Below are 15,685 nucleotides of genomic sequence, written 5' to 3' on the forward strand. Positions count from 1 at the left end.
GATCATGATCCTGGACGAGCCGACTGCCGCGCTCGATACCGAATCCGAACGCCTCGTGATCGAGGGGCTACGCCAATTGATGAAGGGCCGCACCGTCATCATGATTGCTCATCGCCTCAGCACGATAAGCCAGGCAGACAAGATCGTCGTTCTAAAGGATGGCGTTGTAGCCGAGGAAGGTTCTCACAGCGAACTTCTGGCGCGCAACGGCGTCTATGCCGAACTGCACCGAATTCAATACGAACCGGCCTCGGCATCAGCAGACGCAGCCTAGCTATCGAGCAGGCCTCAAGCACGGAGCAACAGCATGTCTCACAGACTTATCGTTCTTCCGGACGATACCATCTCCGCAATATTGGATCCGATCAATGCCGCCAAGCGCTCGCTGAACATCCGGATGTTTCTGTTCACCGAACCAACCCTATTGAAAGCCGTAATCGCAGCCAAGGAACGCGGCGTCAATGTCCGCGTCATGTTGAATCCCGCTCGGCGCAACGGGAAAAGTGAAAATGCGAAAGCTAGAAAAGCACTCTTGGCGGCTGGGGTCGAAGTGCGGGACAGCAGCGCGGCGTTTGCACTGACGCATCAAAAATCGATGGTCATCGACGACAAGATCGGATTTGTCGAATCGTTGAATTGGGAACCTCGTGATCTCACGGAAACCAGGGACTACGCGGTTACGACGACCAAGAAGAGCGAAGTACGGGAAATGATACGCTGTTTCGACGCTGATTGGGACCGCAAACTATTCAAACCGGACCCCAAGTCGCACCTAATTTGGTGCCCCAATAACGGGCGCGAGCGGATCGCGGATATGATTGATAAAGCAAAAGAGACACTCTGGCTGCAAAATGAACGCTATCAGGACACCGTGATCGTGGAAAGGCTGGTACGTGCAGTGAACCGCGGCGTCCGCGTCAAGATCATGGCTCGAGCTCCACACAAGCTCGACGGGAAGAAGCTTGCCGAAGGGATCGGCGGCTTACGCATCATGCACGACGTTGGAGCGAAAGTGCACCTGTTGAAGAGGCTGAAGCTTCACGGCAAGATTTTGATAGCCGACGGGAAAGAAGCAATCGTCGGATCGATCAATTTGAGCCCGGGGAGTTTCGACTCGCGACGCGAGTTGGCTATCGCGACCAAATCGAAAACTGTTGTCAAAAGGCTGGTCCAGGTCTCGCGGCGGGACTGGAAGCATTCGCATCGGCTTGATTTGTCCGACCTCGGCATCTTGGCCGACCTGAAAAAACATGGACAGGACGGAGCGGCGTTGGTTCTAGGCCACGGTGATGGGAGCCGCAAGAAATAGCGGGCCGCGCTTTTCCAAAGCCCTGCCCCGCGTGCTTCGACATGGTCAGGCATTCCAAGAGGAACGGTCGTGCGAAACACTGGCTGACGATCAAGGCGTGCCGCCACTATCAAGCGGCGCTCACTTCGTTGGTGACTACTGCTTCAAGCCGCCCGTGTTGGCGCGACGTGAGCCGGCCAGCCTGCAGGCACGCTGCACATAGGTGCAAAACCGGAAATGGCCGGATTTGCATAGCGTTTCCCACCATCGGTTCAGACTGGAATTGTTAAATTGGCCATCACTGCGGTGTATCTGACCATCTGGACCAAAGGCGGTCTTTGAGATCGGACGCATCCGGCAAGGCTGCGATCAGTAAGAGCTTACTCCTTCCAGGATGACAATTTTTGAAATTTTAGGGATGCCAAGATGCAGGTAACCCAATCGGCGGTTAGCCTGGTCATACTGATAACGATAGTCGGGCCAAGCTATGCCGCAGGCCAGCAATTTTTGTGCAAGGGCCAAATCGTTCAACAGATGTCTGATCCGGCCATTCAACAAAAAGCAATCGACTTGAACGTCACTCTGGGCGGCAACAATAGGATGTCGGCGATCATCGGGGATGATAAACTGGCTCCTCGTATTACCAGCAACAACAAGATCCAGCTCAAGTTTGTCACAAAGGAATTCGTTGGAGAATACTTCCACTATGCGGGCGACATGTTTCTCATCTACATTCCGGACCTCTCGCGCGGCTCAGTTGCTCACCATCCTGATTTCCAATGAACTCTTTTCATGAAACGCTTGATGAATCTGGACGCCGCGCAAGCAGTCAATCCAGGTGCTAACGCCGGCCGCCCATGAGGCGCAGCATCATCATGAATAGGTTGATGAAGTTTAGATATAGCGACAGGGCGCCAATCACCGCCTTGCGGCCTGTCGACGTTCCATCGTCACCCCCGTCGTACATCTCTTTGATCCGTTGGATATCGTAAGCTGTCAGGCCTGCGAAGACGCCGACGCCGATGATGGAGATCATCCAATCTAGTCCGCTAGATCTCAGAAACAGATTTGCCAAGCTCGCAACAATGATGCCAATCAAGCCCATGAAAAGAAAGGTGCCGGCGCCGGACAAGTTTCGTCGAGTCGTGTAACCCCAAATGCTAAGCGCTCCAAAGGCAGCCGCCGAGACAAAGAACACCCGTGTAATCGACGACTCCGTGTAGATGTGGAAAATGGTCGACAGAGAGATTCCGACCAGCGCCGCATAGAGGAAAAACAATCCTCTCGCGGCTTCCACCGACATCGTGCTGATTCGTGCACTGATGAAGAACACCAGCGCCAGGGGAGCGAGCATCAGCACCCACATCAGCGGACTTTGAAGTAATTCCGGGCCGGTAAACTGATAGGTCAGAAGCGCAGTGATGCCAGTCAACGCAACCCCGGCAGCCATGTAGTTATAGACGCGTAACATGAAAGCGCGAAGCCCGACGTCAGTCGCGGTGGCGTTAGGGGAAAGGGAAGCAGCGGGTGCATTTCCGTCGTAGTTCGACATGGGTCGCATCCTTGTTGATCCACTTGCGCCGGAGTTCGGCGGTGGCCTCTGGCGGAGTCTTCCTCAATCTCACGACACCAGATCGCTCGTCTTAGCATTTCTGCAAATGTGCCGAGGACCGTTGACCAATCAGAATAGAGCGGGAGGTGCGCGTTACTATGCGAATTCGGCAGACGAAGCGATTGTCATTGCAGTGGCGACGGCCATCGCAAGTCATTTGAAATTCCCCGCTCAGAATTGTTGCTGAACGAGCACAGACAATTGAAATCGCGCGCAGGATGATGCGATGCGCATGGGCCTCGAGCTCCGTTTGTGAGAACGTTGGTGCTTGAAGCGAACCAGATAAGGGGCGCAAATGCGTAATCTTCTCATCGCGATTGCTGCCGGCCTCAACCTGTTCGGCCCCCCCGCTGTTGCGTCCGACCTGCCACTGAAGTCATCGGCGTACAAGGCGCCGATCTCGGCGCCATCTTATAATTGGACAGGCTTCTACATCGGTGCCTACTTCGGCGGGACCTGGGCGAACGGCAGCCTCAATGTTCCCGGCAATAACCTGTATGGAGGGCTCACCGAATTCATCGGTGGTGTACAGGCCGGCGCAAACTTCCAGGCTGGTCACCTTCTGTTGGGCGTTGAAAGCGAATTCGGCGGCGCTGGCTTTGGTCATCAGGCCCTCGCCACTCCAACCTTGGGATATGTCGATCAGCGCTGGACCGGCACCGTGGCCGGCCGTTTCGGCCTTGTGGATGATCGCTGGCTCGTGTTCGCCAAGCTAGGCGGCGGCTGGGTGCATAGCAATGCTGCCTTGAACCTCCCCGCCATGGTCTGGAATGGATCTAACACAAGCTTCGGTTGGTTGGCCGGCGGCGGTATCGAGTACGGCTTCAAGCCGCATTGGACGGTCAAGCTCGAATACGACTATCTCGGACTGTCAAACTGGAATTCTCCTACCGCCCCTTCGATCGCATTGAACCGCGATCTCCAAATGATCAAGGCCGGGATCAATTATAAATTCCAGAGTGGGGTTTCCACCGCGGCGGAGCCATCGGCTGCTGGCGGCTCTCGCGAGCCCTCGGAAGATCTACAAAAAGCGTCCCAGAACCCGATCGCGGACCTGGTCAGCGTGCCATTTCAGAGCAACACCAACTTCAATGCCGGCCCATTCAATCGGGCGCAGGAAGTGTTCAACATCCAACCAGTTGTGCCGATGCATCTGAGCGAAGAATGGAATCTGATCTCACGTACCATTATTCCACTGATCAGCCAGCCAAGTCCGCTGTTCGACAGTGACGCGAATGGCGTTGGGGACATCACGCAGTCCTTGTTCTTCTCTCCCACCAACCCGGGCAAACTAATCTGGGGCGCTGGTCCGGTCTTCACCATTCCATCTGCCAACGATCCAATCCTTGGGACCGGCAAGCTCCTGTTCGGTCCAACGGCTGTCTTCTTGGTTACGCCGGGACACTGGGTGATCGGTGTCTTGCTCAACAACCAATGGTCGGTCGGTGGCAATCCCTTGCGACCGCCCGTCAATTCTTTCCTCGCCCAGCCATTCCTCAACTACAACCTTGCGCATGGTTGGTACCTGACCACTGGACCGATCATCACCGCGAATTGGCTTGCAGCATCCGGCGAGCAATGGACCGTGCCCGTCGGGGGGGGCTTCGGTCGCGTTTTCAGAGTGGCGGATCAGCCGGTGAACGCGTCGATTTCTGGTTATTATAACGCAATACGCCCGACTGGCACCCCGACTTGGCAATTGCGGGCATCCGTCGCATTCCTCTTTCCCGTGAAATAGGGATATGACTGATTGATCATCAGCGCCTGTCGGCTCCAAGGCATTTGGAGAAGGTAAAATACCTACCTCTACCGACGTCGGCATCAATCAAGCGGAAGGGCCTGTTGAATCGGCACCGTCCGTCATTGAATACGGCTGCGCCTCCAACTTACGACACAAGCGGCAAGGGACGGCTTACTTTTTTCCGCCGAGAGTCCGGTGTCTTTCGGAGGGTTGTAAGTGGCGATTCATCGAACATCTGCCGATAAGCTACTGCAAACCGCCCCAACTCACAAAATCCGTGCGCGGTGGCCACTTGGGTCACAGTCTTTGCATCAGGGGCAGCTTGCCGCAAGGCATGGTGGACAAGATGCATTCTCCGCAGCGTCAGATATCGAATGGGTCCCATGCCGAGATGCTCCTCGCAGGCGGCGCGAAGCGTCCGCTCTGCAACCCCAATGGCTGCGCAAACTTCGCTCAAATGAAGCGGCGTATTTGGATTCGCTTCCAGATACTCCTCGAAACGTCCGAGGATGATCCCGTGGCGCAGCAAGCCAGTCCCGATGTTTGAGGCCTCACAATCAGCTAAACAAGTGATCAGCGCGTGCAGCAGGTGCTGCTCTATGGCGTGAGCCACTTCTGGCTGCGTGAAAAGATCGGGTGCCGCCTTTGCCAAACCACCGGCGATCGCATGAAGGTTCAGGAAACGGCTCATTAATCCTGGATTCGGCCGGATAAATCGAGCGCCCTTCTGTGGATTGAATTCGGAGCCGACCAACGCCCTCCAGGCAGCAGCCAGCGCCTCTGGTCTTAACGAGACTCCCCCAAACCTATAATGGCCGCACGTTTTGACATGTTGCACGTCATAGTCGTGAACACACATCTCGCCCAGCGATAGCAGTCGCCCTCGGTTGTAGACCTCGGGCTGTTCGCTTGTCAGAAAAGTGTAGACCTGCCGGCCTGGGTTAATCGTACCGCGGTGCACGCGTGGCAAGTATTCCTTGAAGCGCTGCATCCACAGTTCGTTTAATGTAACCTGAGTCAACTCGGCCCGAAAATCCCCTTTGGTCGTTGGGAAAATCTGTATCTCCGCGGATCGTACGCTGGTCGCGTATTGAGCCGGATCGTTGAATACAAGGACTTTGCTCCAAGGCATTTTGCCCCCCCACAAACGCCACACGCGAAGGCTGTAGAGCAGACTATCCTCGTGGCTAACTCGTAGAGTGTCTATGCATATTCGGCAGGATTGGGAATTAGCAGCAAACTGCCGTAGTCGCATAGTTCATGTGACTGAACCGTGACATAACGCTTCAAATCGGAACGGAATTGTCCAGGAAAAGCGCCATCAATCAACGAAATGACCGCGAGGCTTTGATGCACCCGCATGAGCAACGCTTGACTGCTGATCAGTGCGACAACTTGGCGCAAGAGCTGCTACAGGAAGCTGCGTGCATGTCAAGCGGATCTCGGAGGGAGCGCCTGTTAGAGCTCGCGGAAGCTTACGGAGTCCTTGGTCAAATGAAGCGAATGGTCCTGCGCAAGACCAATTAGCTTCGACGCGCATGTTGTTCGGCTTAGACGGGGAGGCTGATCATTCCGTCCATCGGGTCCGGCTCTGCTTCTACACCATGATCGACTCATCGTTCGAACCCCTTCCCGCCTTCACTGGGAGCTGCGGGCCCTCGTCCCCGCGCCGCCCATCTGCGCCCTGCGGTGCAACCAACTATGGCGTGGGTACGCAACGATCGTATGGCGGGTAGTAGTAATAGCCGTATCCACAGGCCATTGGCGCGGCAGCGCCATAGTAGCCGGGAGCGTAGTATCCCGGCCTGTAGTAAGCACCTGCGGCGGCGGCACCCACCGCCGCAGCGCCAACCGCAGCAGCACCGATACCTACTGCCGGGCGGTAGATGCCACCCCGATAAACGCCGCCGCGGTAGACGCCACCCCGGTAGACGCCGCCACGAACCCCAACGGCGCGCACGCCGCCTGCACGAAATCCGCCTGCGTGAAAACCACCAGCTCGAAAACCGCCGGCGTGAAAACCACCACCGCGAAATGCCGATGCTTCGCCTGAAAAGGCCAACAAAACGCCTATGCCGACAATGGCAGATGCGGCGAGTGCTCCAACAGTTCGAGCCGACATTTTGCTACTCCTCATGCTGATAAGATCCGGCCGCGGCGCCTAATTCGGCCCTCCTCGAGGCAAGCGTACGCCGTGGCCAAAGCGGCGCCTATGCAGAAACGGCGACATGATCTCAACACGAACGGCTTCTGACTAGCCTTGCAAATGTCATAACTGCTCTCTGAGCTTCTGCCAAGAAAGCGAGAGTGCCGTCTTGGTTTCTGGGATGATAAATCCAGTCGGGCTGTTGAAGCATTCAGGACTGCCACAATGTGCGCAGAAGGCGTCTCGCCCACCCGACCAGAGACTTGAGCGAAAAGAGCACCAGCAGGATGAGAAGCAACAGAAGGCAAATAGCGGCGAAGGCATAAACCGCGCGAGGCGCAAACGCACAAGTGTTCTTCATCACAGTCGCACCGCTATGTTAGGTGCGCATGTATATACGGCGATTACTGGAGCTACGCCTTAGGCCGGCGCCACCGCCTTTTCGTGCCGTTTCTGCATAGTCAACGTCTTTCGCCAGCTTTAACTTGTCCGCACGTTTTGCGTGTAGGCAAAGATAGCTTGCCGAACTCTCGCGTAAAGCGAAGCCTCGTCTCAGCCGCTAACAAATTTAGGAAGAAACATCAAACACTTCGCAGGAGCGCAAATTAGATCTCCGCACGTATTTTAGCAATGAACGGTGTTGAGCAGCCTATGGCCTGGAGTCGTGTTTTCAATTTTGACGATCCATTCCCTTTCCAGCAGTCCATCCGAGGGTCGGACAACAAGCTGCTGCTAACAAAAAAGGGGGACTTCCGCGCCGAACTGACCCAGGTAACATTCAATCGACTAATGATGCAGCGCTTCGACGTCTCGCTGCCGCAAATCTACACGAGCCAGATCACCTCCGGTCGAAGGGTTATTGCCTTTCTTACCGGCGAGCAGCCGACGTTCCTCCACCGCGGCAGAGACCTTTCACTCAATGAAATTGTCGTCTGCAATTATGACGTAGTGCATCACAGAAGCGAGGGTGACTGCCGCTTTGGAGCGATGTCACTGACCCCTGACGATTTCGAAGCCACGTGCAGGGCTATCGCTGGTGAAGAGTTTTCGGGCGTGGAGTTGGAATATATTGTCCGACCAAGTTCGGCTCTTATGCTGCAACTGCAACAACAGCACGCGTTGATTGGCAAGATGGCCATCGCGACACCAGACCTTCTAGAACTTCCAGAGGTGGCTCGAGCCTTAGAGCACAACATGACCTACACTATGATCAAGTGCCTCACTGAGGGCCTCGCTTCGCAAGTAGAAGGCGTCAATCATCGTCATGGCCGGATTATTGCGCGGTTCGAAGCGTTTCTCGAAGCAAATCCCGAACAGCCCTTTTACTTGGCTGACATCTGCACTGCGATCGGCGTAGCCGAGCGGACACTTCGAGTAGCTTGCGAAGAACATCTGGGGATGGGACCCATCCGCTATTTGACTCTGCGGAGATTGCATCTGGTCCGTCGCGCGCTACTCCGGGCTGACCCTTCATGCTCGACAGTCACAAAGATCGCTACAGATCATGGCTTCTGGGAACTGGGGCGATTTGCGGCCACTTACCGAGCGATGTTCGGGGAACCCCCGTCCATCACGTTGCGCCGGATCGCGGACGACAACCATCGTGTCCCTGCCCGTCCGACCTCCCTAGCAACCATATTCACCGTCAACTGAGGTCAGTTAACGGCTGCACTGCTTCGTGTTCAGGAGCGAAAGAATTTTGCCGCAGGGATATCCGCTGCATCCAAAGCAAACGGGGATCTGTTCAAATATGATGTTCTTATTGAAACGTCATACTCGCACACTATAATGTTAAGGCGGAGATAGCGCAGTCGCCTGCGACTGTAGCGACTGTGCGGGATGGCAGTGCGTAGAGTTCTGTTGCAATTATTTTCTGCTACGGCTTCTTTCGTGCTGATGCTGCCCGCAGAGGCCCAGCAATCCACGGCGCCTTCGCCCGACCAGCTGCCTCCGGTCACCGTCACTTCGCCCAAGCGCGTGCCGAAGCCTGCGCGAAATCGGGACGCACGAAACACAGCCGTTGTCGAGCAACCACAATCTGCTTCGCAATGCTCCAGGTGCGCCTCACCCGAGGGCTCCGGTAATTTGCAGCCCTCTGCCGCCAGCGCGATCCGCTTCACCGGCCCCGAGGTCAATGCGGTGCCCTTCACGCGGCCCGGCGAGGCGCTGGAAATCGTTCCGGGCCTGATCGTCACCCAACACTCCGGCGAGGGCAAGGCCAACCAATACTTTCTGCGCGGCTTCAACCTCGATCACGGCACTGATCTTGCCATCACATTGGACGGTATGCCTGTCAACATGCCCACTCACGGCCACGGACAAGGCTATGCTGACATCAATTTTCTCATCCCCGAACTGATCCGGTCGGTGAATATCCGCAAGGGGCCGTACTACGCCGACGTCGGCGACTTCGGCTCTGCCGGTGCGGTCGAGATCGACTACATTAGCAAACTGCCCAAGAACATTGCAGAAATGAGCTTCGGCAGTTTCGGATATCGCCGCGGCCTTGTAGCCGGATCCACCGGTGTCGGCGACGGCACGCTCCTCACGGCGATCGAAGGCACGAAGTACGACGGCCCATGGGATGTGCCGGACGATGTCCGGAAGATAAATAGCGTTATGCGGTACAACCAGGGCACTGGCACCAATGGCTTCACGCTTACCGGCATGGCCTATTCTAATGCCTGGAATTCGACCGACCAAGTCGCCCAACGTGCGATCGATCAAGGTATTATCGGGCGCCTTGGTTCGCTCGATGTTACCGACGGCGGCGTCTCCAGCCGCTTTGGCCTGTCCGGGAATTTTGCGCATTCCAGCGAGTACGGCCAGACCAAGGTCAGCGCGTACGCCATTCGTTCGGACCTGCAACTCTACAACAATTTCACCTATTTTCTCGACAACCCCGTCAATGGCGATCAGTTCAATCAGCTTGATCGCCGTACCATCGGTGGCTTCGACGCGCGGCACACCTTTGATTGGCGATTTGCAGGGTTGGAGACGCAAACCCGCATCGGCTTGCAGAGCCGATACGACGATATTCAGGTGGGGCTTTTCAAGACCGAACAGCGCAATTGGCTTTCGACTGTCCGCGACGATCGTGTGCAGGAAGGGAATGCCGGGATCTGGACTGACACCACCACCCGTTGGACCGACTGGCTGCGGACCAACTTCGGTATCCGCGAAGATTTCTTTGGCGGACGTGTGCTGAGCGATACGCCGGAGAATTCCGGTAGTGCGTGGGCGTCAATGGTGAGTCCGAAGGGCGGTATCGTGCTTGGGCCCTGGTTCAAGACCGAGTTCTACGGCAACGCCGGCTCTGGCCTGCACAGTAATGACATCCGGGGCGCCACCATTACCGTTGATCCCAATGACAAGGTGACCCCGCTCGATCGCGTGCCGCTGCTGGTGCGCTCGCGTGGCGCGGAAGTCGGTGTCCGCACCACAGCAATTGAGGGTCTCACTAGTTCGGTTGCGCTTTTTGTGCTCGATTTCGACTCCGAACTCCTGTTTGTCGGCGATGCTGGCACTACCGAGCCGAGCCGACCGAGCCGGCGCATCGGCGTCGAATGGGTAAACCAGTACAAGCCGGTGCCCTGGTTGTCGTTTGATCTCGACGTCGCCTACACGAAGGCGCGTTTCACCGATTTCGATCTCGGGGGCGACCGCATACCTGGCGCACCGGCGTGGGTGGGAAGCGCCTCCATTGTCCTCGGCAACGAAACCGGCTGGTTCGGCGCCCTGAAGGCACGCTATTTCGGCCCGCGGCCTCTCATCGAGGACGACAGCGTTCGCTCGCTCTCCTCGCTCATTTTCAACGCACGCGCTGGCTACCGGTTCGACAACCGCCTGCGGCTGCAACTCGATCTGCTCAATCTCTTCAACATGCAAACCAATCAGATCGAATATTATTATCTGTCACGCCTGCCGGGCGAGTCTATCGACGGTATCGCCGACCGCCACGTGCACCCCGCCGAGCCGCTTGCGGTGCGGTTGACTATCGCGGGTCGGTTCTGACGTAGCTTTATGAAGCCTCCGCTTTCACTGATGCGCTTTTTCGATGGCTGCGTGCATGTCCTCGGCGCCCGGAAACGCGAAGAACGCATCGTGAGCATATTGACGCAGCGACGCCTATGTGGGCGGACGGTCGTGGAGCTGGCGCCACTCGCCGCGAAGAACCGATCGGATGCAGGCGGCCTCATGCTCCTGAAGACGTATCGAGCATCGAACTTCGTAGCCATGCTCTGAGTGGCGCCATCGGCTTCCCAATTTTCGGCCGGTGCACCTCATTGTGAGCAAACTCTTCGTAGGACCTCGGAAAGCCAGGTTCGAGGTGCGACCGGACAGCTAGGCGTGCATATTCCCCGCTGTCGATCTGGACCTCAAGCGGATGCCGCTCGGACCCTCGAGCTTGGACGCGCGCGCGATCGTGGAAGCTGACCAGTCTCCGGATGCCGTGTGTCTCATCCACCGGGTTGAGCCTGCTTGAAACAGCGAACGCTTGCCGCCTCGGTAAGACCCCCACTGCACAACTCGGCACCCGATGCCTAATCGAAACATGCTCGGTAGATTGGATGGCATGGCCGCAAACAAGGCGACGCCGGTACGTTGGGCCCGGGAGGCATTCAACAGTCGGAGCCTACCAAGCCGCAGAGCCCAACCGGCGGCTTCTTTCTTTGATCAGGAAGCGTTCGCCCTCGCTCGCTCCCGCGCCTCGCGACAATGTTTGCGGCGTTCACACCGCCGCTGTCACGATGGGCAGGCTGCCGCAGCTGAAGAACATGCGTTGAGCGATTATCGCAACTTTAGCCCCCTCGAGTAAAGGGGCCCAGATCGGTGCGGGCGCAGCGGCGCGGGCTTCGTGAACGCGAGCACTGCCCGCCCCTCGCCGGAACTTGCCGTTTGCCGCTGATGCGCTCGACCAGCCCGTGGGAAAAGATGTCGAGATTGAGCACCTGCGGGTTGAGGCCCTTAGTCCGGTCTGCCCATTCGCGGCCACTGCTTGCGAGGATGACCATGTCGTGTTCGAGGTCTCCATGACGGCGACTCCATTCGGACAGCTCACCAGGACTTAGGGACCCGTCACCTAGAAGTTCAGGACCCGCGTGGATGTTTTATCACTCCTTAAATGTCGGCTCCGCACATCCGCCGCACACCCAGGGGAAGGTCCAATCGGCGGTCAGTCTCGCGCTCTCGGGAATATATCGGCTCCAAACCGAGGCTTTGATCGGGTTGATGGAGCGCCAAACAACGTCGAATGTCCCAGCGGAATTGATCCGGCCGATCATCGCGGGCTTCGATAGATGGTGATTGGTATTCATCACGACCTCAAAGCCGCTCGGTGCCTTGATTCTCTGACCGTACATCGCCTGCCGGACAGCGTTGACGTCGGTCGTGCCGGCTTGTCTCACTGCCTGTGTCCACATCCGAAAGCCGATGAAGGTTGCTTCCATCGGGTCATTCGTCGTTTTGTCGCGTTGCTCGCTGAACTCCATCCACATTTTCACGAATGCATCGTTTTCTGGCGACGTGACGGATTGAAAATAACTCCATGCTGCGAGCTGACCAGCCAAGCCACTGGCGCCGACCTGGAGCAATTCGCGGTCCCCAACCGATAGCGCCATCACGGGAAGGGAGCTGGCGTTCACGTGTTGCGCGATCAGCTCTCGGTAGAAATCGATATTGGCTTCTCCGTTGATGGTCGATATCACCGCAGTCCGTTTTCCTTCCGAACCAAAGGCCTTGATCCTTGTGAGGATCTCCGCGCCAGTCGGAGTGCCCGAACGGCGTGTAGATCGTTGTAATATCCTCGGGTGCGACCCCTTCGTTAGCGAGATAGGCGCTCAGGATCTTGTTAGTGGTCCGGGGATAGACATAGTCGGTGCCGAGCAGAACCCACCGGCGAACCTGACCCCCGTCCTTGCTCATCAGGTAGCGGACAGCAGGGATCGCCTGTTGGCTTGGCGCGGCTCCGGTGTAGAAGATGTTTCTTGAGCTCTCTTCACCCTCATGCTGTACCGGATAAAAAAGAAGCCCATTCAAGTCTTCAAAGATCGGAAGAACGGACTTCCGGGATACCGACGTCCAGCAGCCGAATACGACCGCCACCTTTTCCTTCTCGAGCAACTCGCGGGCTTTTTCAGCAAAGAGATCCCAGTCTGACGCGGGGTCCACGGTAATCGGCTCCAGCCTCTTGCCAAGCAGCCCGCCCTTTTTGTTTTGATCCGCGATCATCATCAGCACCGTGTCCTTTAGGACGGCTTCGCTGATTGCCATGGTGCCGGATAGGGAATGCAAAATACCAACCTTGATGGTATCTTCAGCGACGCAAGCGGTCGAAGCCGCGGAGTACAGGCAAAGCGCGAACAACGCCGACGCTATTCCGCGAGAGATCGGCCTCGTCTTCATGTCGATGCTCCCGTGAGTTCAAAGATAATGGTTTCCTTGGTCATGCCCTTGGCAACGACGGCATCAAGAGCCCTGAACTTGAACAGATCGCGGACCCGGCGGTGGACTTCCTCGCTGACGAGGATCGTTGTCCCAGTTTCCTTATTCAAGCCCTCCAGCCGCGCGGCAAGATTAACCGTGTTCCCTAGAGCCGTATAATTCATGCGCTCGGTCGATCCGACATTACCAACAACGGCTTCGCCGACATGAATGCCGAACCTGGTCGTGAAGGGCTTCAGTCCCTCGGTCGCGAAGTCGATGTTCAGCCGCTCGCCTGCGGACTTGGCTGCGAGCGCCGCTCGACAGGCGCGCGCCACGTGGTCACTTTGCGGATGCGGGGCATTCCAGAAAACCATGACGGCGTCACCGATAAACTTGTCCACAGTTCCCCCCTCAGCGAGGAAAGCCGCCGTCAGCACCGAGAAGTACCGCGAGGTCTGCCGCATGAGCACGTCAGGATCGGCTGCCTCCGCAATGGTGGTAAAGCCTTGGACGTCAGTGAAAACCAGCGTGATGTCCTGCTTCGCGCCGCCGAGCTTGGTCGATATGGAATTATCGATTAGCCCCCGAACAATCTCCTTGGGGACGAAATGAGCGAACGACCATATCGCCCGCTGCGCGAGATTCATCGTACTCCCGAGCGCGTGGATTTCCTTGATGTAAGAAGTCACCGGCGCGAGTTTGGGTTCGGCCAGTGTCTGCAATTGGCGCGCCTGCATGGTAATGCACTGGATGGACCGAGACATCTGGCTACCGAACATCCAAACGATCGGAAAGAACGCCGCGCCAACCATGATTGCGAGGACGAGCCCATTGAATTGGAGTCTGCGAACGTTCTGGACGAAGTCGTCTTGGGCTGCCAGCAGCAGAATGCTTCCAGTATAGCGCTCGCCCAGTGCGAACTTCGTCACCCTGAATAGGAAGCCTTTTCCGGTTTCGTCCTCGATGATGCCTTCATGATTGTCCTTGTTGTATGAACCACGGATGACGGAAGCTAAAATTCCGGTATTAATCTCATCGATGCTGGGCAATGATGATCGGGCTGGTTGCGTCATTGCGCTCATAACCAGATCCGAATATTCCGGGTGGGCAATCAGCGATCCCGTCTGGTCGAAGATAACGACCGCACCATGTTGGCCGGGTCGCTGCGCGTGGACGAACTCGCTGAACGTATCGAGCTTAAGATCGGCAGCAATCACGCCCGCAACCTTGCCGCGCAGTGGGGCGCTGACGGTGATAACCGGCGCGCCTATGAAGGAGAGATATGGTTCTGAAACGTACGGTCGGTCTGCCTGCATTGTGGCCCAGTACCAGGGCCGTCTGCGGGCATCGTAGCCGTATGCCCACAAATCGATCTCACCGATCTCGTCGCCTTGCTTATCCTGAAATATCCGCCTTAACGGCAATTCGCCAGCCGCAGTCGGCCGAATGAGATTGATCGCGATGTCGGCATTCGCCGGTGCCCGCAAACGCTCGCGCTGCTCGTCCGTGAGGTCATTAATGCGCCGTGCCTGTAACCAGGCGCCATTCTCGAAGCCGGCATAGATGCTGTCCATCTGCGGCATTTCTTGCAGTGCGGCCTTGAACAACGGGATGGCGCGGCCGGTCTCGCTTCGTTCATCTGAATCAGCCACGCTCGAACTGGTGGCCAATACATGAACCAGAGATCTGATCGTGGAAAGCTCACCTTGAAGCCGGCCAAGCACTTTTGCATTGGTTGCATCCATGTAGGCTGATGCTGCTTCCCGGGTGGCCGAGCGAAGGGACCTGAGCTGAACGGCGATGAGCAGCGCGGTCAAGGCGATAATAAACGCTGTTACGACAAATGTGATGGAAGTTCGGAATGTGAGCATTCGCATCGCTTCCCCATCTTTTGGTCTAGCATATAGGGTTGCCAGTTTCGGCACACCGCAACTAACGGCAAGAGCGCGAGTCGCGGCCTTGATATTCGCCGAAAGATCACAATCGGAGAGCAAGTATTGCAGGCGGAGCGCAATCGGTATAGGCGCGAGCTCTCTTCATTAGGTCCAGACGTCCTCCAGCGCTATCTCACACTGTTGCCGTCGACTTCATTCGGGACTTCTTTTGTTCACGCCAGAATGACAAGCCGAACGCACGCGAAGACACGACCGACCCGCAACCCACTGCAATTAAGGAAGATTTAGCACGTCACAGGGCGATCTTTGAAGGATCTGCGAAGCCTCTTCATCCAGCTCCGGCATCTAGATTGGAGGCTTTTTCGTTTCGGTGCGTTTGCGAACCGCTTTGTTTCTTGGGCGAAGCAGCTGAAGATCGTTCGTTTATTGCTGAACCGCCGTGGACGCAGGGTCATCAATTTAGGGGTCGTCGCAGCGCTCTCCGCAAGCCGCCTTGCCAAGTATCTTCATTATGCGAGTATGTGGGCGCAAAGCCCAGTCTGAATTTGAGCAAATCGGGGGGAGTGCGTGAGCGACC

The 15,685-nt window shown here is 56.8% G+C and carries 10 protein-coding genes and 1 pseudogene; 6 read left to right on the forward strand and 5 right to left on the reverse strand.

The window, feature by feature from the left end; genetic code table 11:
* Positions 1–4 precede the first annotated feature (4 nt).
* The 3 genes from AC0L23_RS31780 to AC0L23_RS31790 all read left to right on the forward strand — a co-directional run bounded on the left by AC0L23_RS31780 (position 5) and on the right by AC0L23_RS31790 (position 2,071).
* Complete coding sequence (locus AC0L23_RS31780; protein ID WP_473357857.1) at positions 5–274, forward strand: hypothetical protein; 270 nt, start codon at positions 5–7, stop codon at positions 272–274.
* Positions 275–307: 33 nt separating this feature from the next.
* Positions 308–1,309 (forward strand): phospholipase D-like domain-containing protein, encoded by a 1,002-nt coding sequence (locus AC0L23_RS31785; protein ID WP_473357848.1) that lies wholly within the window; start codon positions 308–310, stop codon positions 1,307–1,309.
* A gap of 405 nt (positions 1,310–1,714) precedes the next feature.
* Entirely contained in the window at positions 1,715–2,071 is a 357-nt protein-coding gene (locus tag AC0L23_RS31790) for a hypothetical protein (RefSeq protein WP_473357849.1), read from the forward strand.
* A gap of 58 nt (positions 2,072–2,129) precedes the next feature.
* On the opposite strand, the gene AC0L23_RS31795 is transcribed toward AC0L23_RS31790, so the two are convergent.
* Positions 2,130–2,840, reverse strand: a complete 711-nt coding sequence (locus AC0L23_RS31795) for a Bax inhibitor-1/YccA family protein (RefSeq protein WP_473357850.1) — start codon at positions 2,838–2,840, stop codon at positions 2,130–2,132.
* A gap of 355 nt (positions 2,841–3,195) precedes the next feature.
* Here AC0L23_RS31795 and AC0L23_RS31800 point away from each other — a divergent pair, with 355 nt between their 5' ends.
* Positions 3,196–4,638, forward strand: a complete 1,443-nt coding sequence (locus AC0L23_RS31800) for an outer membrane protein (protein ID WP_473357851.1) — start codon at positions 3,196–3,198, stop codon at positions 4,636–4,638.
* Between the two features lie 148 nt (positions 4,639–4,786).
* Here the strand turns inward: AC0L23_RS31800 and AC0L23_RS31805 are convergent, their stop codons facing one another.
* Both AC0L23_RS31805 and AC0L23_RS31810 read right to left on the reverse strand, forming a co-directional pair.
* Positions 4,787–5,773: an AraC family transcriptional regulator gene (locus AC0L23_RS31805; RefSeq protein WP_473357852.1), complete on the reverse strand. Its 987-nt coding sequence runs from the start codon at positions 5,771–5,773 to the stop codon at positions 4,787–4,789.
* 567 nt (positions 5,774–6,340) lie between these two features.
* Positions 6,341–6,763 carry a hypothetical protein gene (locus tag AC0L23_RS31810; RefSeq protein ID WP_473357853.1) on the reverse strand — a complete coding sequence of 141 codons (423 nt, stop codon included), beginning with the start codon at positions 6,761–6,763 and terminating at the stop codon, positions 6,341–6,343.
* Between the two features lie 654 nt (positions 6,764–7,417).
* Between AC0L23_RS31810 and AC0L23_RS31815 the strand changes: the two genes are divergently transcribed.
* On the forward strand, positions 7,418–8,440 hold the full coding sequence (locus AC0L23_RS31815; RefSeq protein ID WP_473357854.1) for a helix-turn-helix domain-containing protein: 1,023 nt from the start codon (positions 7,418–7,420) through the stop codon (positions 8,438–8,440).
* A 243-nt stretch (positions 8,441–8,683) separates the two neighbouring features.
* A complete protein-coding gene (locus tag AC0L23_RS31820; protein ID WP_473357856.1) occupies positions 8,684–10,801 on the forward strand; it encodes a TonB-dependent receptor in 2,118 nt (705 codons plus the stop codon).
* 1,100 nt (positions 10,802–11,901) lie between these two features.
* Here AC0L23_RS31820 and urtA read toward each other — a convergent pair.
* Both urtA and AC0L23_RS31830 read right to left on the reverse strand, forming a co-directional pair.
* A pseudogene (gene urtA / locus AC0L23_RS31825) lies at positions 11,902–13,192 on the reverse strand (urea ABC transporter substrate-binding protein).
* Positions 13,189–15,084: an adenylate/guanylate cyclase domain-containing protein gene (locus AC0L23_RS31830; RefSeq protein ID WP_473357855.1), complete on the reverse strand. Its 1,896-nt coding sequence runs from the start codon at positions 15,082–15,084 to the stop codon at positions 13,189–13,191. The pseudogene urtA and the gene AC0L23_RS31830 overlap by 4 nt, the downstream one beginning before the upstream one ends.
* Positions 15,085–15,685 lie beyond the last annotated feature (601 nt).

Source organism: Bradyrhizobium sp. MI1.4 (genome assembly GCF_055811315.1).

Bases quoted from the DNA above. Each gene is read 5' to 3' on its own strand.
- AC0L23_RS31800 (WP_473357851.1), top strand. From the start codon at position 3,196: ATGCGTAATCTTCTCATCGCGATTGCTGCCGGCCTCAACCTGTTCGGC.
- AC0L23_RS31815 (WP_473357854.1), top strand. From the start codon at position 7,418: ATGAACGGTGTTGAGCAGCCTATGGCCTGGAGTCGTGTTTTCAATTTT.
- AC0L23_RS31805 (WP_473357852.1), bottom strand. From the start codon at position 5,773: ATGCCTTGGAGCAAAGTCCTTGTATTCAACGATCCGGCTCAATACGCG.
- AC0L23_RS31785 (WP_473357848.1), top strand. From the start codon at position 308: ATGTCTCACAGACTTATCGTTCTTCCGGACGATACCATCTCCGCAATA.
- AC0L23_RS31790 (WP_473357849.1), top strand. From the start codon at position 1,715: ATGCAGGTAACCCAATCGGCGGTTAGCCTGGTCATACTGATAACGATA.
- AC0L23_RS31820 (WP_473357856.1), top strand. From the start codon at position 8,684: ATGCTGCCCGCAGAGGCCCAGCAATCCACGGCGCCTTCGCCCGACCAG.
- AC0L23_RS31830 (WP_473357855.1), bottom strand. From the start codon at position 15,084: ATGCTCACATTCCGAACTTCCATCACATTTGTCGTAACAGCGTTTATT.
- AC0L23_RS31780 (WP_473357857.1), top strand. From the start codon at position 5: ATGATCCTGGACGAGCCGACTGCCGCGCTCGATACCGAATCCGAACGC.
- AC0L23_RS31810 (WP_473357853.1), bottom strand. From the start codon at position 6,763: ATGTCGGCTCGAACTGTTGGAGCACTCGCCGCATCTGCCATTGTCGGC.
- AC0L23_RS31795 (WP_473357850.1), bottom strand. From the start codon at position 2,840: ATGTCGAACTACGACGGAAATGCACCCGCTGCTTCCCTTTCCCCTAAC.